This window comes from Pseudomonas syringae (assembly GCF_021606685.1).
In the GTDB taxonomy this organism is placed as follows: Bacteria; Pseudomonadota; Gammaproteobacteria; order Pseudomonadales; family Pseudomonadaceae; genus Aquipseudomonas; species Aquipseudomonas syringae_R.
Window position 1 is genome coordinate 1 of sequence record NZ_WKCB01000079.1, and the last position, 23945, is coordinate 23945.

The 23945-nt window shown below is 61.1% G+C and carries 18 protein-coding genes; 12 read left to right on the forward strand and 6 right to left on the reverse strand.

Features of this window, described 5'->3' with window-relative positions; genetic code table 11:
• The first annotated feature begins 274 nt into the window (after positions 1-274).
• A complete protein-coding gene (gene pdxB / locus GIW02_RS22565) occupies positions 275-1417 on the forward strand; it encodes a 4-phosphoerythronate dehydrogenase PdxB (RefSeq protein WP_236414874.1) in 1143 nt (380 codons plus the stop codon).
• A gap of 53 nt (positions 1418-1470) precedes the next feature.
• Here the strand turns inward: pdxB and GIW02_RS22570 are convergent, their stop codons facing one another.
• Positions 1471-1644 carry a PA1571 family protein gene (locus GIW02_RS22570; protein WP_236414873.1) on the reverse strand — a complete coding sequence of 58 codons (174 nt, stop codon included), beginning with the start codon at positions 1642-1644 and terminating at the stop codon, positions 1471-1473.
• 236 nt (positions 1645-1880) lie between these two features.
• On the opposite strand from GIW02_RS22570, the gene GIW02_RS22575 reads away from it, so the two are divergent.
• On the forward strand, positions 1881-3662 hold the full coding sequence (locus GIW02_RS22575; protein WP_236414871.1) for an ABC transporter transmembrane domain-containing protein: 1782 nt from the start codon (positions 1881-1883) through the stop codon (positions 3660-3662).
• A gap of 744 nt (positions 3663-4406) precedes the next feature.
• On the opposite strand, the gene GIW02_RS22580 is transcribed toward GIW02_RS22575, so the two are convergent.
• Entirely contained in the window at positions 4407-6335 is a 1929-nt protein-coding gene (locus GIW02_RS22580) for a transglycosylase SLT domain-containing protein (RefSeq protein ID WP_236414869.1), read from the reverse strand.
• Positions 6336-6548: 213 nt separating this feature from the next.
• Between GIW02_RS22580 and GIW02_RS22585 the strand changes: the two genes are divergently transcribed.
• Complete coding sequence (locus GIW02_RS22585; protein WP_236414866.1) at positions 6549-8468, forward strand: ATP-binding cassette domain-containing protein; 1920 nt, start codon at positions 6549-6551, stop codon at positions 8466-8468.
• 184 nt (positions 8469-8652) lie between these two features.
• Here GIW02_RS22585 and GIW02_RS22590 read toward each other — a convergent pair whose 3' ends face one another.
• Complete coding sequence (locus GIW02_RS22590) at positions 8653-9093, reverse strand: universal stress protein (RefSeq protein WP_105522471.1); 441 nt, start codon at positions 9091-9093, stop codon at positions 8653-8655.
• Positions 9094-9198: 105 nt separating this feature from the next.
• On the opposite strand from GIW02_RS22590, the gene GIW02_RS22595 reads away from it, so the two are divergent.
• The 7 genes from GIW02_RS22595 to GIW02_RS22625 all read left to right on the forward strand — a co-directional run bounded on the left by GIW02_RS22595 (position 9199) and on the right by GIW02_RS22625 (position 17578).
• The gene (locus GIW02_RS22595) at positions 9199-9636 is read left to right on the forward strand and encodes a hypothetical protein (protein WP_236414864.1); all 438 of its coding nucleotides are present in this window, start codon (positions 9199-9201) and stop codon (positions 9634-9636) included.
• Positions 9637-10132: 496 nt separating this feature from the next.
• Positions 10133-12280 (forward strand): fatty acid oxidation complex subunit alpha FadB, encoded by a 2148-nt coding sequence (gene fadB, locus GIW02_RS22600; protein WP_236414862.1) that lies wholly within the window; start codon positions 10133-10135, stop codon positions 12278-12280.
• A 29-nt stretch (positions 12281-12309) separates the two neighbouring features.
• Positions 12310-13485 carry an acetyl-CoA C-acyltransferase FadA gene (gene fadA, locus GIW02_RS22605; RefSeq protein WP_024074080.1) on the forward strand — a complete coding sequence of 392 codons (1176 nt, stop codon included), beginning with the start codon at positions 12310-12312 and terminating at the stop codon, positions 13483-13485.
• A 97-nt stretch (positions 13486-13582) separates the two neighbouring features.
• Positions 13583-13819 carry a DUF1653 domain-containing protein gene (locus GIW02_RS22610; RefSeq protein ID WP_078047427.1) on the forward strand — a complete coding sequence of 79 codons (237 nt, stop codon included), beginning with the start codon at positions 13583-13585 and terminating at the stop codon, positions 13817-13819.
• Between the two features lie 114 nt (positions 13820-13933).
• Positions 13934-16555: a type I DNA topoisomerase gene (gene topA, locus GIW02_RS22615; RefSeq protein WP_236414861.1), complete on the forward strand. Its 2622-nt coding sequence runs from the start codon at positions 13934-13936 to the stop codon at positions 16553-16555.
• Between the two features lie 125 nt (positions 16556-16680).
• Positions 16681-17202: a DUF6586 family protein gene (locus tag GIW02_RS22620; protein ID WP_236414859.1), complete on the forward strand. Its 522-nt coding sequence runs from the start codon at positions 16681-16683 to the stop codon at positions 17200-17202.
• A 142-nt stretch (positions 17203-17344) separates the two neighbouring features.
• On the forward strand, positions 17345-17578 hold the full coding sequence (locus GIW02_RS22625) for a hypothetical protein (RefSeq protein ID WP_053255041.1): 234 nt from the start codon (positions 17345-17347) through the stop codon (positions 17576-17578).
• A 335-nt stretch (positions 17579-17913) separates the two neighbouring features.
• Here GIW02_RS22625 and sulA read toward each other — a convergent pair whose 3' ends face one another.
• Both sulA and lexA read right to left on the reverse strand, forming a co-directional pair.
• Complete coding sequence (gene sulA, locus GIW02_RS22630) at positions 17914-18387, reverse strand: SOS-induced cell division inhibitor SulA (protein WP_236414849.1); 474 nt, start codon at positions 18385-18387, stop codon at positions 17914-17916.
• A 10-nt stretch (positions 18388-18397) separates the two neighbouring features.
• The gene (lexA, locus tag GIW02_RS22635; protein ID WP_003172575.1) at positions 18398-19006 is read right to left on the reverse strand and encodes a transcriptional repressor LexA; all 609 of its coding nucleotides are present in this window, start codon (positions 19004-19006) and stop codon (positions 18398-18400) included.
• A 263-nt stretch (positions 19007-19269) separates the two neighbouring features.
• Here lexA and GIW02_RS22640 point away from each other — a divergent pair, with 263 nt between their 5' ends.
• Together GIW02_RS22640 and nagZ are read left to right on the forward strand one after the other, a co-directional pair.
• Positions 19270-19977 carry a TetR/AcrR family transcriptional regulator gene (locus tag GIW02_RS22640; RefSeq protein WP_236414847.1) on the forward strand — a complete coding sequence of 236 codons (708 nt, stop codon included), beginning with the start codon at positions 19270-19272 and terminating at the stop codon, positions 19975-19977.
• Positions 19978-20121: 144 nt separating this feature from the next.
• A complete protein-coding gene (nagZ, locus tag GIW02_RS22645; protein ID WP_236422077.1) occupies positions 20122-21132 on the forward strand; it encodes a beta-N-acetylhexosaminidase in 1011 nt (336 codons plus the stop codon).
• Positions 21133-21233: 101 nt separating this feature from the next.
• Here the strand turns inward: nagZ and GIW02_RS22650 are convergent, their stop codons facing one another.
• A complete protein-coding gene (locus tag GIW02_RS22650; protein ID WP_236419762.1) occupies positions 21234-23924 on the reverse strand; it encodes a DEAD/DEAH box helicase in 2691 nt (896 codons plus the stop codon).
• Positions 23925-23945: the final 21 nt, after the last annotated feature.

Genomic DNA, 23945 nt, shown 5'->3' on the forward strand with positions numbered 1-23945 from the left:
ACGTACAGGTGTCCAGTCAAGAGGAGCGCAAGGACGGCGGATTCTACGCCTTGACGCAACGGTCAGGAAAAAACCTGTGTTGCTGATTTGTAATGCGCCCCCACGAGTACCCAACAACTCCTGTGGGAGCGGGCTTGCTCGCGAATGCGGTGGGTCAGTTAACGATGTTCTAACGGCTACCCTGCATTCGCGAGCAAGCCCGCGCCCACACGTGATCTACGGTGGAACGCCCCTCGCAAGCCTGTACACTGCGGGTCCGCGAAAGGAGCCTGCCATGCTGATTGTTGCCGACGAAAATATCCCGCTGCTTGATGAGTTCTTCCAAGGGTTTGGCGAGATTCGCCGGGTGCCTGGGCGCAACATCGACCGCGCCACGGTTGCGCAGGCCGACGTGCTGCTGGTGCGCTCGGTGACCAACGTCAACCGCGCCCTGTTGGATGGCAGCAAGGTTCGCTTTGTAGGCACCTGCACCATCGGCACCGACCACCTCGACCTCGATTACTTCAAGCAGGCCGCTATCGGGTGGTCCAGCGCCCCCGGCTGCAATGCGCGCGGCGTGGTCGACTATGTGCTGGGCAGCCTGCTGACCCTGGCCGAGATCGAGGGTGCCGACCTCAACCAACGCACCTATGGGGTGGTGGGCGCCGGTGAAGTGGGCGCGCGCCTGGTCAAGGTGCTCAAGGGCCTGGGCTGGAACGTGCTGGTGTGCGACCCGCCACGGCAGATCGCCGAAGACGGCGATTACGTCAGCCTTGAGCAGATCATCGAGCAGTGCGACGTGATCAGCCTGCACACGCCGCTGATCAAGTCCGGCAATGGCTCCACCTGGCATTTGTTCGATCGCCAGCGCCTGGAAAGGCTCAAGCCCGGCACCTGGCTGATCAACGCGAGCCGTGGTCCGGTGGTGGACAACGCCGCCCTGCGCGACGTGCTGCTGGCGCGCGAAGACCTGCAAGCAGTGCTCGACGTGTGGGAAGGCGAGCCTGAGGTGGATGTCGACCTCGCCGACCTGTGCGTGCTGGCCACGCCGCATATCGCCGGCTACAGCCTGGACGGCAAGCAGCGCGGCACGGCGCAGGTCTATCAGGCGTTCTGCGAGCACCTGGGTATGGAACCCACGCTTCAATTGAGCGACGTGCTGCCGCCCCCCTGGTTGGCCGAGGTGCATTTGAATGCCTCCACCGACCCGGCCTGGGCGCTGGCGACCCTGTGCCGCAGTGTGTACGACCCGCGCCGGGACGATGCAGATTTTCGCCGTAGCCTCGTGGGCAGCGTGCAAGAGCAGCGCAACGCGTTCGACCGCTTGCGCAAGCACTATCCCCAGCGTCGCGAGATTGATGGCTTGAAGGTGCGCATTCATGGCGAATCGGCCGTGTTGAGCAGCATCGTGTCTGCGCTGGGCGCGGTTACGCTTTAAACACCGATAAAAAACCCGGCCACCTGGGCCGGGTCTGAACGTGCTCGGGCGCTTCAGCCTTGCTGGGCAGGCTTGACCAGTCGTTGTTCCAGCTCGCTGCAGGCTTGCTGGATCATCTCTTCGGTGATCTGCACTTCATGGCCCTTGGCGTCGATGTACGAGCAGGGCAACTGCTGGGGTTGGCGGATCACTTCAATCTTGGCGTCACTGCTGTTTTGCAAGGTCATGGCCTGTCTCCTCATCAGGTTGTGTACCCACTCTGACCCCCCCGCGTGACCGCGCTATTACAGCACCTGGCACGCTCAGCGGTTCGAGCCTCCAGTCCACCAGAAACCGTTTTGGATTTCCAGCGGTGGCTTAGACCGATAGCCTCTAGGGGTCAGTATCGGTGGGCATAATTAACCTGACTCATTGCTATTTGCCCAAGTTCCCCCAATGTGGGTGTACAGGTTCCTCATTGGTGATGCCCTCCATGTTCTCAGTCCGTCAACGCCGTGCTATTCGTCTGGCCAGCCGCTTCATTGCGCCCTACCGCTGGCAGGCGCTGGGTGCCCTGTTGGCGCTGATCGTCACTGCCGGCATTACTTTGTCGATGGGGCAGGGCATTCGCCTGCTGGTGGACCAGGGTTTCATGACCCAGTCACCGCACCTGCTCAACCAGTCCATCGGTTTATTCATGGTGCTGGTGCTGGGCCTGGCCGTGGGCACGTTTGCGCGGTTTTACCTGGTGTCGTGGATCGGCGAGCGGGTGGTGGCGGACATTCGCCGGCAGGTGTTCAACCACCTGATCTACCTGCATCCAGGGTTCTACGAGAACAACCGTAGCTCGGAAATCCAGTCGCGGCTGACTACCGACACGACCTTGCTGCAATCGGTGATCGGCTCGTCGCTGTCGCTGTTCCTGCGCAATGCCTTGATGGTCATCGGCGGTATCGTGCTGCTGTTTATCACCAACCCCAAGCTCACCAGCATCGTGGTGGTGGCGCTGCCGCTGGTGCTGGCGCCGATCCTGATTTTTGGTCGTCGCGTGCGCAGCCTGTCGCGCCAGAGCCAGGACCGTATCGCCGATGTGGGCAGCTACGTGTCCGAGACCCTTGGCCAGATCAAAACCGTGCAGGCCTATAACCACCAAGTGCAGGACGAGCAGCGCTTTGCCAAGACCGTGGAAGACGCCTTTACCACCGCGCGCAAACGCATCGTGCAGCGCGCCTGGCTGATTACCCTGGTGATCATGCTGGTGCTCGGTGCCGTGGGCGTGATGCTGTGGGTCGGCGGCATGGACGTGATTGGCGGGCGTATTTCCGGTGGTGAGCTGGCGGCGTTCGTGTTCTACAGCCTGATCGTCGGCAGCGCCGTCGGCACCCTGAGCGAAGTGCTCGGTGAACTGCAGCGCGCCGCTGGTGCGGCGGAACGCATCGGCGAGCTGTTGCAGTCCACTAACGAAATCCAGGCGCCCGCCACGGGCAGCGTGCAATTGCCGCCGCGGGTCAGCGGTCGCATGGTGCTGCAGGACCTGCGCTTTTCCTACCCTTCGCGGCCGGACAGTTACGCTATCGATGGGTTGAACCTGACCATCAACCCCGGTGAAACCCTGGCGCTGGTAGGCCCGTCCGGTGCGGGCAAGTCGACGATTTTCGACCTGCTGCTGCGCTTCTACGACCCCCAGCAGGGCCGTATCCTGCTGGACGGCCAGGCGCTGACCGAACTCGACCCCCTCGACCTGCGTCGTCATTTCGCGTTGGTGTCCCAGAGCCCTGCGCTGTTTTTCGGCAGCGTCGAAGAGAACATCCGCTATGGCAACCCGACGGCCACCCGCGAGCAGGTTGAAGCCGCCGCGCGCATTGCCCACGCCCACGATTTCATCCTGCAAATGCCCGACGGCTACCAGACCCACCTCGGTGACGGCGGCATGGGCCTGTCGGGCGGCCAGCGCCAACGCCTGGCCATCGCCCGCGCGTTGCTGGTGGATGCGCCGATCCTGCTGCTGGACGAAGCCACCAGCGCCCTCGATGCCCAGAGCGAACACCTGATCCAGCAAGCCCTGCCGCAGTTGATGCAAGGCCGCACCACCCTGGTCATCGCCCACCGCCTGGCGACCGTGAAACATGCCGACCGGATCGCCGTGATGGACCAGGGCAAGCTGGTAGCGGTGGGCACACATCAGCAATTGATCGCAAGCAACCCGTTGTACGCGCGGCTGGCGGCGTTGCAGTTCAGCGACGGCGACGAGGCGGCCAACCCCTGACCTTTTCGCAAACCGCCTACTATGCCAAACCAGCCTCTATGCCCAGCGGCCTCCATGCCCAGCGGTCTCCATGTGGCGAGCGGACTTCATGTGGCGAGCGGGCTTGCCCGCGTTGGAGTGCGTAGCGCTCCCAGCCCAGGCGCCACGGTGTCACTGCTAAACCGCGCCGTCCGGTTTTGGGGCTGCTTCGCCGCCCAACGCGAGCAAGCTCGCTCGCCACAGGGTTAGGTGGTGCCCTGGCACTTATCGGCGCGGTGGGTAGCATTGCCGATTTTGCCAGGCGAGCTGTCATGCCCAGCGGGCTTCATGTGGCGAGCGGGCTTGCCCGCGTTGGAGTGCGTAGCGCTCCCAGCCCAGGCGCCACGGTGTAGCTGACGAACCGCGCCGTCCGGTTTTGGGTCTGCTTCGCAGCCCAACGCGAGCAAGCTCGCTCGCCACAGGGTTTGGGGGTGCCCTGGCACTTATCGGCGCGGTGTGTGGGATTGCCGATTTTTGCCCAGCGAGCAGTCATGCCCAGCGGTCTTCATGTGGCGAGCGGGCTTGCCCGCGTTGGAGTGCGCAGCGCTCCCAGCCCAGGCGTCACGGTGTCACTGCTAAACCGCGTCGTCCGGTTTTGGGGCTGCTTCGCAGCCCAACGCGAGCAAGCTCGCTCGCCACAGAAGCTCGGCTGTCACAGAAGTTCGGCTATCACAGAACCTCCGCTTTCACAGATGCTCGCTTACCACGGGGTTTTGTCAGCCAGGGTCACTGGTCGTCAAAGTACCGCTCGTGCCAATCCACCAGGGGCTGGGGCGAGTTGAGCTTTTGGCCGTAGATCACCGAGTAAGACAGCACGTTCTGCACGTACTGGCGGGTTTCGTCGAATGGGATGCTTTCTACCCATACGTCGAAGCTCAGGTGGTCGGCGCCGCGCAGCCATTGGCGCACGCGGCCGGGGCCGGCGTTGTAGGCGGCGGAGGCGAGCACGCGGTTGCCGTTGAACTGGCTGTGTACCTGGCTCAAGTACGCGGCCCCGAGCTGGATGTTTTTGTCCGGGTCCAGCACTTGGGCCGGGGAGGCCAGCGGAATGCTGAATTTGCGCGCGGTCTCCTTCGCGGTGCCAGGCATCAGTTGCATCAGGCCGCTGGCGCCCACGCCGGAGCGGGCGTCGTCCATAAACGCGCTTTCCTGGCGGGTGATGGCAAATACCCAGCTGGAATGCAGGCCACGTACCTTGGCTTCACGCACGAGGGTGTCGCGGTGCGCCATCGGGAAGCGGATATCCAGGTCGTCCCAATACTGGGCCTGGCTGATGGTACGGATCGCGGGGAAGTACCACTTCATGTCATAGGCGAGCTTGGCCTGGGCAACCATTTCATCACGGTTGAAGTGACGGCTGACGTGGTACCACTCGCGGCGACCATCAACGATCTGCCCGCGTGCATAGAACTCGAGGGCACGGCGCACGCCCGGGGTATTGCGAACCTTGTTGACCAGCGCCTGGCTCATCACCAGCGGCTTATTGTTCAATTGGTACGGCGCCTTGGAGCGGTCAGCGGCGAGGAAGCCGTAGAAATCCCGCTCCCGCGACAAGTTCTTGTAGAGCACCAGGGCGTGCGGGTTTTTCGGCTCGGCCAGTTCCAGGCTGCGCGCCTGCCAGTAGCGCCAGCGGTTGGTGGTGGCCAGGTCTTGTGGGAGTTTGCGGGTCAGCTGGTAGGCATCTTCCCAACGGGCCAGACGCAACAGCAGGCGCAGGCGCCATTCGGACACGGTATTGTCGCGCAGCTCGGGGTCGTATTTGGTCATCACCTCGAGGGCGCGCGGATCGAAGCGCTTGGCCAGGGTCAGGCCGATCTCGCGGGCGATTGCCACTTTTTCGTCACGGGAGAAGTGCATGCTGCTGGCATACCCGTCGAGCAGGGCCATGGCCTTGTCCGGGTCCTGGCGCGCCAGGCGACGCAGGCCCAGGCCTACGGCGTCAGACATGGCCTCGGTGGCTGGCAGGAAGCGCGACGGATCGCTGAGCATGTCAGGCTTTTGCGCCACGTCGACCATCAGGCGACCTTGGGCGCCGAGGGTCGGCAGAGTCTTGACCAGGCTGTTGGCCAGCGCGTAGTTGCGCGCTTCGGCAGCGAGCTTGGCGCGGTCCCAGATTTTCTGCTCGGTGAGTTGGCCGGCGGCGGCCCACTGGCCAAACGTGGTGTCACAGGCGGCGGGCTGGGATTTACCGGTCATCCACAGCTTTTCGGCGGTCTTGTAGCCCTCGGCCTTGAGATTGTGGGTCAACTGGTATTGGCCGTGGAGGCAGTCCAACTCGACGAAATTGAGTTTGGGGTCGTAGTACTTTTCAAAGGTCTGCCAGTCGCCACGCTCTGCCAGCCAGCGCAACCAGCGCAGCTTCATCCAGTTGGCCTGGGGCAGGTCGCCGTTCTTGGCGAGGAATTGTTCGATTTCCTGGTTGCTCGCGCTCTTGAGGCGCGCGGTCAGCTCGTCATAGGCCAGGTAGGGCGTCAGCGGGTAGTCGGCCAGGGCCTGGCTGTATTGCATGTACGGGCCGGTATCGCCCTTGGCCAGCGCGCGTTTGGCTTCATCGTAATATTGACGTTGGGTGGTGAGGTCCACGGCCTGGGCGGTTTGAACGGCGGTGGCGGAAAGAAGCAGGCAAGATAAAAAGTTGAAAAGGCGACTGCGCATGAGACGTCCGTGCAGAGAAATCACGACTAGCACCGGCACTGCCGACACTGATTGCCCCTAGCTTAGCCTTTTGCCAGCGGCCGGCGAAAGCTTTGCCGGCCGCTTCGTTCAAGTTCGCTGCAAATGTCTGACAGGACGTGTCCGTCGCGAAAATGCTGGCCGCATCCCACCCTCAAGTCAGGTAGAATGCGCGCCCAGTTTTTGGAGAAGCGTATGACCCTGCTCAAATTCAGCGATGTGTCCCTTGCTTTCGGCGCTATGCCGTTGTTGGACAAGGTGTCCTGGCAGATCGCCCGTGGTGAGCGGGTGTGCATCATCGGCCGCAACGGCACCGGCAAGTCCAGCATGATGAAGCTGGTTAAAGGCGACCAGAAGCCCGATGACGGCTCTGTCTGGCGCGCCCCGGGCCTCAAGATCGGCGAATTGCCGCAAGAATTGCCGGTGGCCGACGGACGGACAGTGTTCGACGTGGTCGCCGAAGGCCTGGACGGCGTCGGTGAGTTGCTTGCGCAATACCACCACCTGGCACAGAACTGCGTCACCGACGAGGACCTGGACAAGCTGATGCATGTCCAGCAGGACCTCGAAGCCCGTGACGGCTGGCGCTTGCAGCAACTGGTCGACAGCACCCTGAGCCGTCTGCAACTGCCGGCCGACAAGACCCTCGCCGAGTTGTCCGGCGGCTGGCGTCGCCGTGTGCTGCTGGCCCAGGCCCTGGTGTCGGAGCCGGACCTGCTGTTGCTCGACGAGCCGACCAACCACCTGGACATCGGCGCCATCGCCTGGCTTGAAGAAGCCCTCAAGGATTTCCAGGGCGCCGTGCTGTTCATCACGCACGACCGTTCCTTCCTGCAGAACCTGGCCACGCGCATCCTCGAACTGGACCGTGGCGGCCTGATCGATTGGAACGGCGACTACGCCAGCTTCCTGGTCCACAAGGAAGCAGCCCTGGCGGCCGAAGAAACCGCCAATGCCCTGTTCGACAAAAAGCTGGCCCAGGAAGAAGTCTGGATCCGCCAGGGCATCAAGGCCCGCCGCACCCGTAACGAAGGCCGCGTACGCGCCCTGAAAGCCTTGCGCGTTGAGCGCAGCGAGCGTCGCGAGCGCACCGGCAAGGCGAATATCCAGCTGGACACCGCCGACAAGTCGGGCAAGCAGGTGATGGTGCTGGAAAACGTCAGCTTCCATCACCCGGACGGCCCGTTCCTGATCAAGGACTTCTCGATGGTCCTGCAGCGCGGCGACCGCATCGGCCTGCTCGGCGCCAACGGTACCGGCAAGACCACCTTGCTCAAACTGATGCTCAGCGGTTTGCAACCGACCAGCGGCACTGTGGAAGAGGGCACGCGTATCGACGTGGCTTACTTCGACCAGTTGCGCCACCAGTTGGACCTGGAAAAAACCGTGATCGATAACGTCGCCGAAGGCCGCGACTTCATCGATATCGACGGCCAGAGCCGCCACGTATTGAGCTACCTTGGCGATTTCCTGTTCAGCCCGCAACGTGCACGGACTCCGGTGAAAGCCTTGTCCGGTGGTGAGCGCGCGCGCCTGCTGCTGGCCAAGCTGTTCAGCAAGCCGGCCAACCTGCTGGTACTTGACGAGCCGACCAACGACCTCGACGTGGAAACCCTTGAGCTGCTGGAAGAGGTCCTGCTGACCTTCAACGGCACCGTGCTGATGGTGAGTCACGACCGGGCATTCCTCGACAACGTGGTTACCAGCACCCTGGTCTTCGAAGGTGAAGGCAAGGTGCGTGAATACGTCGGTGGTTACCAGGACTGGCTGCGCCAGGGTGGCTCGCCGCGCCTGCTGGGCGTGACCGAGAGCAAGTCCGGCAAGGCCGACCTGACCTCCGCAGTCGTCGCGCCAGTGGCTGCTGCTGCACCTGTGCAGGAAGCCGCTCCGGCGGCGAAGAAGAAACTCAGCTACAAGCTTCAGCGCGAGCTGGAAGCTTTGCCGGGTGATATCGACGCCAAGGAACAGCAGATTGCCGCGGTAGAAGCGGAAATGGCTGACGCGGGTTTCTACCTGCGCCCGGCAGCGGAGACCGCCAAGGTCATCGCGTCCCTGGAGACACTGAACCAGGAGCTGGAAGTGCTGGTTGAGCGTTGGGCCGAGCTGGATGCCTGATTGATTCCGGTCTGATAAAAAGCCCGGCGCTCGTTTGATTGAGCGTCGGGCTTTTTTATAGGAAATGCGATTCAACATGTGGGAGGGGGCTTGCCCCCGATAGCAGTCTGTCCGTTGATACATCGGGTGACTGATGCACCGCTATCGGGAGCAAGCCCCCTCCCACATTGAACCTACAGCGGTCTTACGAGCTTTTTACCAATTTGACCGCCAGCACATCGCACGGCGCGCCGTGCAGTACGTCGTTGGCAGTAGAGCCCAGCAGCAGCGCCAGGCCGTGGCGGCCATGGCTGCCGACCACGATCAGGTCGCAAGCCTTTTCCTTGGCAAGATGGTGGATCTCCTGGCGCGGTTGGCCGTACGTGAGGTGGCAGTCATCTTTTTGCAGATGCGGGTATTTGAGGATCAGGCGGTCAAGGCGCTCCTTGGCTTGATCAAATTGCTGTTGCTGCAACTGGGAAAGGTCCATCGGCACGTCGCCACCGAAGGCCATGGCCATGGGCTCCACGATGTGCACGAGGGACAGTTTGGCGCCATTGGCAATTGCAGATTCCTGCGCGCGCTTGATCACTGGATCGCACTCTTCGGTCAGATCGACAGCGACCAGAATATGTTGGTAGGGCATGAGGCGTTCCTCCAGGGGACTGCGATAAGTTCAGTATGGCTGCTTTCAAGCGGATGGGGTTGCGACAGATCAAATCCGCTCATCTAGAAATTCGGGAGTACACATATGACGGTCTGGATAGTGGTGTCAATCCTTGCGGTGGTTCTGAGCCCTCTGGCATGGCTGCGCCCCTCGCGCCATCAGAGCGGGCGCATGGCCCTGCGCATGGAGGCGCGCCGCATCGGCCTGGCCATGCAACTGGCCCCCCAGGAGTGGCCGCACTGGCTCAAACAGGAGCCGCCGAGCCCGTGTGCGCAGTATTGCCGACCACGACGCGGCAGTGCGCCGGCCATCTGGAGCTACTGGCAGTTGGAGCCGGGCGTATGGGTCAACCAATGGCGTGAAGTGTGTACGGATGAGAAGTTGTTGCCGCATTTTTCAACGCTGCCGGCGAACGTCTACAAGGTCGAGGCTGACGCGCAAATGATCGCGCTGTATTGGGGCGAGAAGGGCGAGGCGAGCGTGTTGAAGGATATTGATACGTTGCTCAAGGCATTGGCTTGAGTAAACGCCAGGCACTAAAAAGCCCGACATCATCATCGGGCTGGAGTTGGCCAGGCAGGCCGGTAATGCTGTGGTTCCCGCGTCGGGTGTTCACCCAGGCGTTCTGACTATTCTGTGACAAGTGCCGCTAGCCTAGCGGCATATCCGGATCTGTACAGCCTTTTCCCGTGGTTTTTTCATTATTGATCCTGTGAATGCCGACGTATCGGCCAGGCGCACGCCTGGGCCCGGGTTCTGAAATGACTGGAAAGTCGCGTTTTTCCACGCCTTTGGAGCGATTGACAATTGTCCGGAATTGGATGAAGGTGGCGTACCCAAATCAAACGGGCGTATGAATTGAGCGTTTGTCTGTCAGACCGCTCATACAGAATCCCGACTATCGCATTGGCGGGTGTGCCTGGCGGATTGGCATGAGCATTGGCGTCATTATCAATGTCCAACCAGAGGCCAGCGTCCAATGTGTACTGTTCAGCTTCCATATCGTGGAGATCAGTTGATGATTTACGAAGGTAAAGCCATCACGGTTAAGGCTCTTGAAAGTGGCATCGTCGAATTGAAATTCGACCTCAAGGGTGAGTCCGTCAACAAGTTCAACCGTCTAACCCTGAACGAACTGCGTCAGGCCGTCGACACCATCAAAGCAGATGCTTCGGTCAAGGGCGTAATCGTCTCCAGCGGCAAGGACGTGTTCATCGTCGGCGCTGACATCACCGAATTCGTCGACAACTTCAAGTTGCCCGATGCCGAGCTGGTGGCTGGCAACCTCGAAGCCAACAAGATTTTCAGCGATTTCGAAGACCTCAACGTGCCTACCGTTGCCGCGATCAATGGCATCGCGCTGGGCGGCGGCTTTGAAATGTGCCTGGCCGCAGACTTTCGTGTCATGTCGGCCACTGCAAAAATCGGCCTGCCCGAAGTCAAGCTGGGCATCTACCCTGGCTTTGGCGGCACCGTCCGCCTGCCGCGCCTGATCGGTGCCGACAACGCCATCGAGTGGATCGCCGCCGGTAAGGAAAACAAAGCTGAAGACGCGCTGAAAGTCGGTGCCGTCGACGCTGTGGTTGCCCCGGACAAACTCGCCGAAGCTGCACTGAACCTGATCAAGGGCGCCATCAGCGGCGAATTTGACTACAAGGCCAAGCGTCAGCCCAAGCTGGAAAAGCTCAAGCTCAACGCCATCGAACAAATGATGTCGTTCGAAACCGCCAAAGGTTTCGTGGCGGGTCAGGCTGGCCCGAACTACCCGGCGCCGGTTGAAGCGATCAAGACCATCCAGAAGGCTGCGAACCTGGGTCGCGACAAAGCCCTGGAAGTGGAAGCGGCCGGTTTCGTCAAACTGGCGAAAACCTCCGCTGCCCAAAGCCTGATCGGCCTGTTCCTGAACGATCAGGAGCTCAAGAAAAAGGCCAAGGCCTATGACGAGATCGCCCGCGACGTGAAGCAGGCTGCCGTCCTCGGCGCCGGTATCATGGGCGGCGGTATCGCCTATCAGTCGGCGTCCAAAGGCACGCCGATCCTGATGAAAGACATCAACGAGCACGGTATCGAGCAAGGCCTGGCGGAAGCCGCCAAGCTGCTGGTCGGGCGTGTGGACAAAGGTCGCATGACCGCAGCGAAAATGGCTGAAGTGCTTAACGGCATTCGTCCTACGCTGTCCTACGGCGATTTCGGCCACGTCGACCTGGTGGTCGAAGCGGTTGTCGAGAACCCCAAGGTCAAGCAAGCCGTATTGGCTGAAGTCGAAGCCCAGGTCAAGGATGACACCATCCTGGCCTCGAACACCTCGACCATTTCCATCTCGCTGTTGGCCAAGGCCCTCAAGCGCCCGGAAAACTTCGTCGGCATGCACTTCTTCAACCCTGTGCACATGATGCCGCTGGTTGAGGTGATCCGTGGCGAGAAGTCCAGCGAGCTGGCCGTTGCCACCACCGTCGCCTATGCCAAGAAAATGGGCAAGAACCCGATCGTGGTCAACGACTGCCCGGGCTTCCTGGTCAACCGCGTGCTGTTCCCGTACTTCGGCGGTTTCGCCAAGCTGGTCAGCGCCGGTGTGGACTTCGTGCGCATCGACAAAGTGATGGAAAAATTCGGCTGGCCGATGGGCCCGGCGTACCTGATGGACGTGGTCGGCATCGACACCGGCCACCACGGTCGCGACGTGATGGCTGAAGGCTTCCCGGACCGCATGAAAGACGACCGCCGCTCGGCGATCGACGCGCTCTACGAGGCCAAGCGCCTGGGCCAGAAGAACGGCAAGGGCTTCTACGCCTACGAGGCCGACAAGAAGGGCAAGCAGAAGAAAGTCGCCGACCCGTCGGTGCACGAAGTGCTGGCTCCGGTCATCTACGAACAGCGTGAGGTGTCGGACGAGGACATCATCAACTGGATGATGATCGCCCTGTGCCTGGAAACCGTGCGTTGCCTGGAAGACGGCATCGTTGAAACCGCCGCCGAAGCCGATATGGGCCTGGTGTACGGTATTGGTTTCCCTCCATTCCGTGGTGGTGCACTGCGTTACATCGATTCGATCGGTGTGGCCGAGTTCGTTGCCCTGGCTGACAAATACGCTGATCTGGGCCCGCTGTACCACCCGACCGCGAAGCTGCGTGAAATGGCCAAGAACGGCCAGAGCTTCTTCGGTTAAGCGCCCAGACGACTAGAGCGAGAATATTTATGAGCTTGAATCCAAGAGACGTGGTGATTGTCGACTTCGGTCGCACACCGATGGGCCGCTCCAAGGGCGGCATGCACCGCAACACCCGTGCCGAAGACATGTCGGCGCACCTGATCAGCAAATTGCTGGAACGCAACGTCAAGGTCGATCCTAACGAAGTCGAAGACGTGATCTGGGGCTGCGTCAACCAGACCCTGGAGCAGGGCTGGAACATCGCGCGCATGGCGTCGTTGATGACCCAGATCCCGCACACTGCTGCCGGCCAGACCGTGAGCCGCCTGTGCGGTTCGTCGATGAGCGCGCTGCACACCGCTGCCCAGGCGATCATGACCGGTAACGGCGATGTGTTCGTGGTCGGCGGCGTGGAGCACATGGGCCACGTCAGCATGATGCACGGCGTCGACCCTAACCCGCACATGTCGCTGTACGCGGCAAAAGCCTCGGGCATGATGGGCCTCACCGCGGAAATGCTCGGCAAAATGCACGGCATTACCCGCGAAGCCCAGGACGCGTTCGGCTTGCGTTCCCACCAGCTCGCTCACAAGGCGACCGTGGAAGGCAAGTTCAAGGATGAGATCATCCCGATGAACGGTTATGACGAGAACGGTTTCCTGAAACTGTTCGACTACGACGAAACCATTCGTCCGGACACCACCCTGGAAAGCCTGGCGGCCCTCAAGCCTGCCTTCAATCCAAAGGGCGGTACCGTGACAGCCGGTACTTCGTCGCAAATTACCGACGGTGCTTCGTGCATGATCGTGATGTCGGCGCAGCGTGCCCAGGACCTGGGTATCCAGCCGCTGGCCGTGATCCGTTCGATGGCGGTGGCGGGTGTGGACCCGGCGATCATGGGCTATGGTCCAGTACCGGCCACACAAAAAGCCTTGAAGCGCGCAGGCCTGACCATCTCCGATATCGACTTCTTCGAGCTCAACGAAGCTTTCGCCGCACAGGCCCTGCCGGTGCTGAAAGATTTGAAAGTGCTCGACAAGATGAATGAGAAGGTTAACCTGCACGGCGGTGCGATTGCCCTGGGCCACCCATTCGGTTGCTCCGGTGCACGTATTTCCGGCACTTTGCTCAATGTGATGAAGCAAAATGGCGGCAACCTTGGGGTTGCAACCATGTGCATTGGCCTTGGCCAAGGCATATCCACCGTCTTCGAACGCGTTTAAGCGTTGCGCTGACGGAAGCCGGGGCCCAGTGCCCCGGTTTTTGTTTTTTGGAATTTTTAATATTTTTTTTCAACAAATTTTGTAAGGGGGCCAGAGCATGAAAGTCGAACCAGGGCTCTACCAACATTATAAGGGGCCGCAGTACCGCGTTTTTAACGTGGCACGGCACTCGGAGACGGAAGAAGAAGTGGTGTTTTACCAAGCACTGTATGGCGATTACGGCTTTTGGGTACGCCCCTTGAGCATGTTCGTTGAGACCGTCGAAGTTGACGGCGAGCAGGTCCCGCGCTTTGCTTTGGTCCAGGCCGAACCCAGTCTTTTTTCAGGGCAATAACGGCAGGCCGCGCAGAATGCTGCGCTTGACCTCACCTTGTTGCCACTATATATAGCGTTGCCGCGTCAGGCGCCAACTGCCTTTCACTTCTCGAATTCAGGAATTTTCCGATCCATGGGCAAATCGCTGGTCATTGTGGAATCCCCGGCTAAGGCCAAGACCATCAACAAGTACTTGGGTAACGAGTACGTGGTGAAGTCGAGTATCGGCCATATCCGAGACCTGCCCACCAGCGGTTCGGCTAGCGCCAGCAAGGAGCCTGCTGCCAAGCGCGGCAAGGCGGCTGCGGGCGAAGGTCCGGTGCTCACGCCTAAAGAGAAAGCGCGCAAGCAGCTGGTCTCGCGGATGGGTGTGGACCCGGATCATGGCTGGAAGGCCAAGTACGAAATCCTTCCGGGCAAGGAAAAGGTCATCGAAGAGCTGCGCCGGCTCGCCAAGGATGCTGACACCATCTATCTCGCGACGGACTTGGACCGCGAAGGGGAGGCCATTGCCTGGCACCTGCGGGAAGCCATCGGCGGTGACGACAGCCGCTACAAGCGCGTGGTGTTCAACGAAATCACCAAGAAAGCCATCCAGGAAGCCTTCTCCAAGCCGGGCGAGCTGGACATCGACCGTGTTAACGCCCAACAGGCCCGTCGTTTCCTCGACCGCGTCGTGGGTTACATGGTCTCGCCATTGCTGTGGGCCAAGATCGCCCGTGGTCTGTCCGCCGGCCGTGTGCAGTCTGTAGCGGTCAAGCTGGTGGTGGAGCGTGAGCGTGAGATTCGCGCGTTCATCCCCGAAGAGTACTGGGAAGTCCACGCCGACCTCGGCACTGCCAAGGGCGCCAACGTGCGCTTTGAAGTCGCCCGTGAAAAAGGCGAAGCCTTCAAGCCGCTGAACGAAGCCCAGGCCATGGCCGCGCTGGAGAAGCTCAAGGCTTCCAGCTACAGCATCGTCAAGCGCGAAGACAAGCCGACCAGCAGCAAGCCGTCGGCACCGTTCATCACGTCCACCCTGCAACAGGCCGCGAGTAACCGCCTGGGCTTTGGTGTGAAGAAAACCATGATGATGGCCCAGCGTCTGTACGAAGCCGGCTACATCACTTATATGCGTACCGACTCCACCAACCTGTCGCAAGACGCGGTGGCGATGGCGCGTACTTATATTGAAAGCGAATTCGGCAAGAAATACCTGCCGGAGAAGCCGAACGTCTACAGCAGCAAAGAAGGCGCCCAGGAGGCTCACGAAGCGATTCGTCCTTCCGATGCCAACACCGAGCCGAGCAAGCTCAGTGGTATGGAGCGCGATGCTGAGCGTCTGTACGAGTTGATCTGGCGCCAGTTCCTGGCGTGCCAGATGCTGCCGGCGCAATACCTGTCTACCACCGTCAGCGTGGGCGCTGGCGACTTCGAGCTGCGTGCCAAGGGCCGTATCCTCAAGTTCGACGGCTACACCCGTGTGATGCCGCAGATCGCCAAGCCAGGCGATGACGACGTGCTGCCGGACATGGCCCAGGGCGATACGCTGAAGCTGATCAAGCTCGACCCGTCCCAGCACTTCACCAAGCCGCCGGCGCGTTATTCGGAAGCCAGCCTGGTGAAAGAGATGGAAAAACGCGGTATCGGTCGTCCTTCGACCTACGCGGCAATCATCTCGACCATTCAGGATCGCGGCTACGTGGCGCTGCACAACCGTCGTTTCTACTCGGAAAAGATGGGCGATATCGTCACCGAGCGTCTGTCCGAGAGCTTCTCCAACCTGATGGACTACGGCTTCACCGCCGGCATGGAAGAGAATCTCGATGACGTGGCCCAGGGCGAGCGCGACTGGAAAAACGTGCTGGACGAGTTCTACGGCGACTTCAAAAAGAAACTCGAAGTAGCCGAAAGCCCTGACAGCGGCATGCGCGCCAACCAGCCAGTGATGACTGACATCCCGTGCCTGACCTGCGGCCGCCCGATGCAGATTCGTACTGCGTCTACCGGCGTGTTCCTCGGCTGCTCGGGTTACAGCCTGCCGCCGAAAGAGCGTTGCAAGGCTACCGTCAACCTGGTGCCGGGCGATGAAATCGCCGCTGACGACGAGGGTGAATCCGAGTCGCTGGTACTGCGTGGCAAGCACCGCTGCCCAATCTGCAGCACCGCGATGGACGCCTACCTGCTCGACGAGAAGCACAAGCTGCACATCTGCGGTAACAACCCGGACTGCGACGGCTACGAAATCGAAGAAGGCAGCTACCGCATCAAGGGCTACGAAGGTCCGAGCCTGGAATGCGACAAGTGCGGCAGCGAGATGCAGCTCAAGACCGGCCGCTTCGGCAAGTTCTTCGGTTGCACCAACCCGACGTGCAAGAACACCCGCAAACTGCTCAAGAGCGGTGACGCGGCGCCGCCCAAGATGGACCCGGTGAAGATGCCTGAACTCAAGTGCGAGAAGGTCAACGACACCTACATCCTGCGTGATGGCGCGTCGGGCCTGTTCCTCGCCGCCAGCCAGTTCCCGAAAAACCGCGAGACCCGTGCGCCGCTGGTGCTGGAGATCGTGCCGCACAAGGACGAGATCGATCCTAAGTACCACTTCCTGTGTGAAGCGCCCAAGAAGGACCCGGACGGTCGCCCGGCCGTGATCCGCTACAGCCGCAAGACCAAGGAGCAGTACGTGCAGTCGGAAGTGGACGGCAAGCCTACCGGCTGGAAAGCGTTCTACGACGGCGGTAAGTGGAAGGTCGAAGACAAGCGCCAGGGCGCTTGATCGTCTAGTCTGCAAAATATAAAGGCCGCCTGCCCAGGCGGCCTTTTTTGCGCTTGCAGTAGTCTCGGCTGATCCGTGACACTGTTAAGCCAGCATCACGCCTATTCGTTGTGGAGGTTGCCGTCATGGCCAACGAACTCTATACCCGTACCAATCAGAAAATTTACTTCGCGGGTTTGTCTCTGGAGGCCCTTGGCCGCGCCGAGGAAGGCAAGGAGATGAATGCCATCGCGCTGGTCCAAGCGGGGCGTGAGGCGGCCTTGTTCCACTTGTACGGGGCTTTGCTGGGGTTGTGTCATGAAATCGCCGGGTTCTACCGCCTGCCTCAGGCCGGTTCGCCCCGCGCGGAAATGATCATGAACCGCGAAGTGCTGGACAGCATGGCGATCCCTGAGCTGGCCGAGCTGGTGGAAATGGCGCAAAGCCCGGACAGTTGGATTGCACGCTTGCTCAAGGCGCATGCGGACATGTTCCAGCCGCCGCGCGTTCCCCATGTGCCCAAGGGGGATGTAACCCAGCCGCTGATCGTGGCCGTTGCGCTCGAAGAGGATGAGCCCAAGCCATTGAGTCGCGAAGAGCTGGAGAGCTGGCGTCAGGCACTCAAGAAGATGGCGTTGCGGTTTCGTGAAGGCTTGAACGAGTGCTGAGTCGGCGTCATTGGTGTACACCACATTTGAACCGAGTCATCCCGGCACCATTCATCAAGCCGTAAAGAAACGTGGCCAGATCCTCAGCGAAATGCAGTGGATGACTGATATAATCCCGGCCTTTCGTGGAGAACAGACTTTTATGCCGACGTCCTTTCTGGAAATTGTTGAGCTGCCTGACGGCCGTATCGAGCTGCGCCGGGCTGAGGACGAGGGTTCTCTGGTTATCCTGGATTTTTCCGAGGATGCAAAAGCATTCCTGCAAGGCCAGCACGTGGAAGTGGCAAAAGCCATGTTGAGCGTGGGTGTGCAGATGGCAGGTCGCCTGGCGGAAGGCGAGCCTGAGAAAGACGATGGGCCGCGGGTTCTTCACTGAGTCTCAGACTAGCGCCCGGTTGCGATAAGCGGTCTCGTGTATCGAGCGGGCTTATGTGGCGAGCGTGCTTGTTTTGGTGAGTGGGCTTGTGTGGCGAGCGGGCTTGCCCGCGTTGGACTGCGAAGCAGGCCCAAAACCAGACACCGTGCCATAACTGATTTACCGCATTAAGCTATCTATCTAGGGCCGCTTCGCAGCCCAACGCGGGCAAGCCCGCTCGCCACAACAAGCACACTCACCACAACAAGCACGCTCGCCACAACAAGGCCGCTCAGCACAATAAGCTCGCTCGCCACAACAAGCCGTTTGTTATCAAGCAAGCCCTTTTGCCGCATTCAGCCCAATCGAATATTCAAGCTCTGCGCATCGCCCGTACGTGCGGCGCTGATCAGTTGCTGCTTGGCGCTGGCGTTCAATGGGTTCAACCAGCTCACAACCGTATGGCTACGGCCCAGGCGTAAAGCCTCGCAGGTTAATTGCTGGGCGCTTTGCATGCCGCGCGGCTGCAGTAACAGGATGCGCTCGCGGTTGAGGCCGGCGTCCCGCAGCCAAGCCTGAGTCAGGCTGGCGGGCGGGGCGATCAACGTCAGCCAGCGGGCGTCCTGTTCTTCACTCAGTTCTCGAAGGATTGGCGCCAGTAGGCTCAGGCAGCTCCCGGCCGCACCGCGCAACGACAGCTCACTGAACACCTCGGGTTCAGCGCCCCAGGGCGCCTCGACCGTTTCCTTGAGGAGTGGCGCAAGAGGTTGGGCCATAAAGGCCTCGAACAGCGACAGTTGTGTGTGTTGGGGGGTGTGCACGAGCTGCATGATGTCTCCTTTAGCGGCGAATAACGCCGACACTCAAGCCTTCGATCACCAGGTCCTGATCTTTCAGGTTCACTTCAATCGGGGCGAATTCAGGGTTTTCGGCCAGGAGCCAAACCTTGCTGCCTTCGCGTTTGAAGCGTTTGACCGTGACTTCATCGCCGATACGCGCCACGACGATCTGGCCGTTACGGGCCTCACGGGTGGTGTGCACGGCCAGCAGGTCACCATCGAAAATGCCTACGTCCTTCATGCTCATGCCGTGCACGCGCAACAAGTAGTCGGCGCGGGGATGGAAGAAGGTCGGGTTGATGTTGCAGGACTCTTCGACGTGCTGCTGCGCCAGGATCGGCGCACCGGCGGCGACGCGGCCGATGATCGGCAATGTCGATTCGTCGGCCTTGGCTTCAAAGCCAGGGATGCGAATACCGCGCGAAGCACCCGGGGTCATCTCGATCGCGCCTTTGCGAGCGAGGGCCTTGAGGTGTTCTTCGGCGGCGTTAGGGGATTTGAACCCCAGCTCCAGCGCAATTTCCGCTCGCGTCGGCGGGTAGCCGTTGTCATCGAGGCAGCGCTTGATAAAAGCCAGAATCTCAGCTTGGCGTGGCGTCAGTTTTAGCATGTTGATCGCTCTGTCTTTTTATACAGTGACTGGGATTATATACAGTGAAGTGCGCTTGGCAATCATCCTTTTCAGGCACTCCGCTGGACGGTCATTCGTCACCCGTCCTGCAGGGCAGAGACAGCGCTGCCTACAGAGCAGGGCGGATGTGATTAAATAGCGATGAAATAGATGACTGGCCGGCCGGAAAACGGACTCGCAGGCTTGACAAGACACAACCTGAAACGTATGTTTCAAACAAGTGTTTGTCAGGCGGAGTAGCCATGGCCCAGTCGGAAACCGTTGAACGCATTCTCGATGCTGCCGAGCAATTGTTCGCGGAAAAAGGATTTGCTGAAACTTCATTGCGGCTGATTACCAGCAAGGCGGGGGTCAACCTCGCGGCGGTGAACTACCATTTCGGCTCGAAAAAGGCCCTGATCCAGGCGGTGTTCTCACGCTTCCTGGGGCCATTCTGCGCCAGCCTCGACCGTGAGCTGGAGCGCCGCCAAGCCAAAGCCGATCACAAGCCTACCCTGGAAGACCTGCTGGAAATCCTCGTGGAGCAAGCGCTGGTGGTGCAACCGCGCAGCGGCAATGACCTGTCGATCTTCATGCGTTTGCTGGGCCTGGCGTTCAGCCAGAGCCAGGGCCACCTGCGGCGTTACCTGGAAGACATGTACGGCAAGGTTTTCCGTCGCTATATGTTGCTGGTCAACGAAGCAGCCCCGCGTATTCCTCCTATCGAGCTGTTCTGGCGCGTGCACTTCATGCTCGGTGCGGCGGCGTTCAGCATGTCCGGGATCAAGGCGTTACGCGCGATTGCCGAAACCGATTTCGGCGTGAACACCTCCATCGAGCAGGTGATGCGCCTGATGGTGCCGTTCCTCGCCGCCGGCATGCGCGCCGAAACCGGCGTGACCGACCCGGCCATGGCCGCCGCTCAACTGCGCCCGCGCAGTAAATCGGCGCCCACCGCTGCCAAGGTTTGACCACCCCGGGTGGGCGCGGCCGCTTGCATCCGCTAAGCTAGCCGCCATGCCGATTTCAGCTATTTATCCGCAACCCGTTGTGCTCACCGCGCCCTGTGCGCCGCGTGAGGGCAACGGGTTGTGCGCGTTTTATAAGGAAGGTTTATGACTGCTGCCCTGCAAGGTTCTTTGATGGTCGACGTTGCCGGTACCTGGCTGACGGCCGAGGATCGCCATCTGTTGCGCCAGCCTGAGGTGGGCGGCCTGATTATTTTTGCGCGCAATATCGAGCACCCCCGTCAGGTGCGCGAATTGAGCGCGGCGATTCGTGCGGTGCGCCCCGACCTGCTGCTGGCGGTCGATCAGGAAGGCGGTCGCGTGCAGCGCCTGCGCCAGGGTTTTGTGCGCCTGCCGGCCATGCGTGCGTTGGCGGATAACCCCAACGCCGAATACCTGGCCGAGCAGTGCGGCTGGGTCATGGCGACCGAGGTGTTGGCGGTCGGTCTTGACCTGAGCTTCGCGCCGGTTTTGGACTTGGACTACCAACGCAGCGCCGTGGTCGGCACTCGCTCATTCGAAGGCGACCCTGAGCGCGCCGCCGTGCTCGCCGGTGCCTTTATTCGCGGCATGAACAGCGCCGGCATGGCGGCCACCGGTAAGCACTTCCCGGGCCACGGTTGGGCCGAGGCCGATTCCCATGTCGCGATTCCCAACGATGAACGTAGCCTGGAACAGATTCGCGCCAATGACCTGGTGCCTTTCGCACGCCTGAGTCAGCAATTGGCCGCTGTGATGCCGGCCCACGTTATCTACCCTCAGGTCGACGCCCAGCCGGCTGGTTTTTCGCGCCGCTGGTTGCAGGACATCCTGCGCGGCGAGTTGCAGTTTGACGGGGTGATTTTCAGCGATGACCTGTCGATGGCCGGTGCCCACGTGGTCGGCGATGCAGCCAGCCGGATTGAAGCGGCGCTGACGGCGGGCTGCGACATGGGCCTGGTGTGCAATGATCGAGCGGCTGCTGAGTTGGCGCTGAGTGCGGCGCAGCGGATGAAGGTGGCGCCTTCGGCACGGATCGCGCGGATGCGCGGGCAGCGGGTTGCTTCGACGGATTACAAGCAGGACCCGCGTTGGTTGGCGGCGCTGACCGCGTTGCGGGATGCTCAGTTGATCGACTGAAGACCGCGTCGCGCCCATCGGGGGCAAGCCCCCTCCCACATTTGATCGCATTCACAAATCATAGTGTGGGAGGGGGCTTGCCCCCGATGGCGATCTTACCGTCAACGCTTCTCTTGCTTATGCGGCAGCGGCGCAAACAACGCCTCGATATCCTCGTTGCCCAATTGCCAGTCCCCGGTCGTACGACCATCCAGCACACCCGCCGCCAGATCGGACTTTTCCTTCTGCAGGTGCTGAATTTTCTCCTCCACCGTGCCGCGCGCAATCATCTTGTAGACGAACACCGGTTTCTCCTGGCCGATGCGATACGCACGGTCGGTCGCCTGGTTTTCCGTAGCAGGGTTCCACCACGGGTCGTAATGGATCACGGTATCGGCTTCGGTCAGGTTCAAGCCCACACCACCGGCTTTCAGGCTGATCAGAAAAATCTGCAGCTTGCCGCTCTGGAAGTCCTTCACCGGTGTACGCCGGTCCCGCGTCTGGCCGGTCAACAGTGCGTAGGCAACGCCGCGCTTTTTAAGCTCGACTTCGATCAGGCTGAGCATCGAGGTGAACTGGGAAAACAGCAGAATCCGGCGCCCTTCGGCGAACAACTCTTCAAGCATCTCCATCAGGCTGTCGAGCTTGCCCGAGCTGCTGCCACGGGCGGGCAGGGCGGCATCGTTGACCAGGCGCAGGTCGCAACATACCTGGCGCAGCTTGAGCAGCGCTTCAAGAATGATGATCTGGCTGCGCGCCACGCCTTTGCGGGTGATCTCGTCGCGCACCTTTTTATCCATGGCCAGGCGCATGGTTTCGTACACGTCGCGTTGGGCCTCATTGAGGTCGACCCAATGGATGATCTCGGTCTTGGGTGGCAGCTCGGTCGCCACCTGTTCTTTGGTGCGGCGCAGCAGGAAGGGTTTTATCCGACCGTTGAGGTGCTGCAATCGTACATCGCTGGCGCGCTTTTCGATGGGCACGCGGTAATCGCGGTTGAAGCTTTTGACGTCACCGAGCCAGCCCGGCAGCAGGAAGTGGAACAGCGACCACAACTCGCCGAGGTGGTTTTCCAGGGGCGTGCCGCTCAGGCACAGGCGCTGCCGCGCATTCAGCTCGCGCGCCGCCTGGGCCGCTTTGCTGGTGGGGTTCTTGATGTACTGGGCTTCATCCAGGATCAGGACGTGCAAGGGCTGTGCGGCAAGGGTGTCGATGTCCTTGGGCAGCAGCGCGTAGGTGGTCAGCAGCAGGTCATAGTCCTGCAGGTTGGCAAAGTGTTTTTTGCGCGTGGCGCCATACAGCGCCAGCACCTTGAGTTGCGGGGTGAAGTGCGCCGCCTCGTCGAGCCAGTTGGGAATCAGGCTGGTGGGCATTACCACCATGCACGGGCGGTCCAGGCGTCCGGCGGCTTTCTCGGTGAGAATATGCGCCAGGGTCTGCAGGGTCTTGCCCAGGCCCATGTCGTCCGCAAGAATCCCGCCGACATCCAGCTGGCGCAGCGACTGCATCCAGCTCAAGCCTTCCAGCTGATAGGGACGCAGCGTCGCGTTCAAGCCCTCGGGCGCCACACAGCTGAAGTCTTTGATGTCGCGCAGGCGCTGGGCGAAGTTGCGGATCTTCTCGCCGCCTTCCCATTGCAGCGGCAGGTCTTCCAGCGGGTTCAGCCGGATCGCATCGGCTTTGGCCAGGCGCAGTGTGGTGGTGCCGGCTTCCTGCAGGTAAAACTCGCCAAGGGTTGCCAGCACCGGCTTCAGCCGGCCGTAGGGCAGCGCCACTTGCAGCGGGCCGTGACCATTGGGCAGGCCGGGGATGTTCACCAGGATCAGCTCGTCATCGCGGCGCCGCGCGAGCTTTTCCGGGTTGAGGATTTCGGTGTGGGAGCGCATCAGGTTCAACAGGATCGGCAGCAGGCTCAGGCGCTCGCCGTTGACGATGATCCCCAGTTCCAGGTCGAACCAGTCGCGCTCCGGACCTTCATCGACGGTGGCGTACCAGTCATCGACGGCGCTCAGGTCAAAGCCGAAATCCTCGTCGATCTGCAGCTCCCAACCCTCGGCGCGCAAGGTGGGCGATGCGTTGAGAGTGAAGTTCAGCCAGGCGCTGTCATTGACCATCTCGAACAACTCGCCGGCACTTTCCGGCAGGGCCTTGCTCTGGCGCGTGGCGATCTTGAACCCGAGCAGGCGCAGTTGCTCGCGATAGGGCTGCTCCAGCTCGGGATGGCGCTTGATGCGCAGGCTCTGGGTTTCCTGGCGCACGATGATATCGGCGTTCTTCTGCCCACTGACATAGTTGCCCAGGTAGTTGAACGACAATGCCGCACGGTGCTGGATATAACGCTGCATCTTGCCGTTGCGCGGTTCAAACGCGCTGAACTCGACGCTGGCCAGCCACAGGCGCGGCACGGGCAGCACCTCTTCCATCACCACCTGCGGCAGCACCACACGGTTATCCAGCACGGCCTGGAGTTTCTCCAGCAACTCGGCATCCTGGGCTGCGGCCGGGTAGGCCAGGGTTTCCTGGACCTTGAGCAGCACCGCCGCAATATGTTTGCAGTTGGTGTGCACCGGGCACGTACAGCGGCTGTCCACCAGGATCAGCGTGCCCTTGGCCGATTCGCGCAGCGAGATGGTCTGTCGGTAAACGTTGCCGCCCGAGCCTTCGCAGCTGGCGACAATGGTGCTGTCGCCGGACTCGACGATGCGCACGCGGTTTTCCAGCGCATACCGCCGCCCACGCTCCAGGCTTTGCTCTTTGAAGCGATTGGCCCACGAAGGGGCCAGGGGTTTGGTCAGCGACGACGTCAGGGGCATGGCGCTGCGTCAGTCCTGAAT

Excerpts from the sequence above, each read along its gene's own strand:
- pdxB (WP_236414874.1), top strand. The coding sequence starts at position 275 with ATGCTGATTGTTGCCGACGAAAATATCCCGCTGCTTGATGAGTTCTTC.
- GIW02_RS22570 (WP_236414873.1), bottom strand. The coding sequence starts at position 1,644 with ATGACCTTGCAAAACAGCAGTGACGCCAAGATTGAAGTGATCCGCCAA.
- GIW02_RS22575 (WP_236414871.1), top strand. The coding sequence starts at position 1,881 with ATGCCCTCCATGTTCTCAGTCCGTCAACGCCGTGCTATTCGTCTGGCC.
- GIW02_RS22580 (WP_236414869.1), bottom strand. The coding sequence starts at position 6,335 with ATGCGCAGTCGCCTTTTCAACTTTTTATCTTGCCTGCTTCTTTCCGCC.
- GIW02_RS22585 (WP_236414866.1), top strand. The coding sequence starts at position 6,549 with ATGACCCTGCTCAAATTCAGCGATGTGTCCCTTGCTTTCGGCGCTATG.
- GIW02_RS22590 (WP_105522471.1), bottom strand. The coding sequence starts at position 9,093 with ATGCCCTACCAACATATTCTGGTCGCTGTCGATCTGACCGAAGAGTGC.
- GIW02_RS22595 (WP_236414864.1), top strand. The coding sequence starts at position 9,199 with ATGACGGTCTGGATAGTGGTGTCAATCCTTGCGGTGGTTCTGAGCCCT.
- fadB (WP_236414862.1), top strand. The coding sequence starts at position 10,133 with ATGATTTACGAAGGTAAAGCCATCACGGTTAAGGCTCTTGAAAGTGGC.
- fadA (WP_024074080.1), top strand. The coding sequence starts at position 12,310 with ATGAGCTTGAATCCAAGAGACGTGGTGATTGTCGACTTCGGTCGCACA.
- GIW02_RS22610 (WP_078047427.1), top strand. The coding sequence starts at position 13,583 with ATGAAAGTCGAACCAGGGCTCTACCAACATTATAAGGGGCCGCAGTAC.
- topA (WP_236414861.1), top strand. The coding sequence starts at position 13,934 with ATGGGCAAATCGCTGGTCATTGTGGAATCCCCGGCTAAGGCCAAGACC.
- GIW02_RS22620 (WP_236414859.1), top strand. The coding sequence starts at position 16,681 with ATGGCCAACGAACTCTATACCCGTACCAATCAGAAAATTTACTTCGCG.
- GIW02_RS22625 (WP_053255041.1), top strand. The coding sequence starts at position 17,345 with ATGCCGACGTCCTTTCTGGAAATTGTTGAGCTGCCTGACGGCCGTATC.
- sulA (WP_236414849.1), bottom strand. The coding sequence starts at position 18,387 with ATGCAGCTCGTGCACACCCCCCAACACACACAACTGTCGCTGTTCGAG.
- lexA (WP_003172575.1), bottom strand. The coding sequence starts at position 19,006 with ATGCTAAAACTGACGCCACGCCAAGCTGAGATTCTGGCTTTTATCAAG.
- GIW02_RS22640 (WP_236414847.1), top strand. The coding sequence starts at position 19,270 with ATGGCCCAGTCGGAAACCGTTGAACGCATTCTCGATGCTGCCGAGCAA.
- nagZ (WP_236422077.1), top strand. The coding sequence starts at position 20,122 with ATGACTGCTGCCCTGCAAGGTTCTTTGATGGTCGACGTTGCCGGTACC.
- GIW02_RS22650 (WP_236419762.1), bottom strand. The coding sequence starts at position 23,924 with ATGCCCCTGACGTCGTCGCTGACCAAACCCCTGGCCCCTTCGTGGGCC.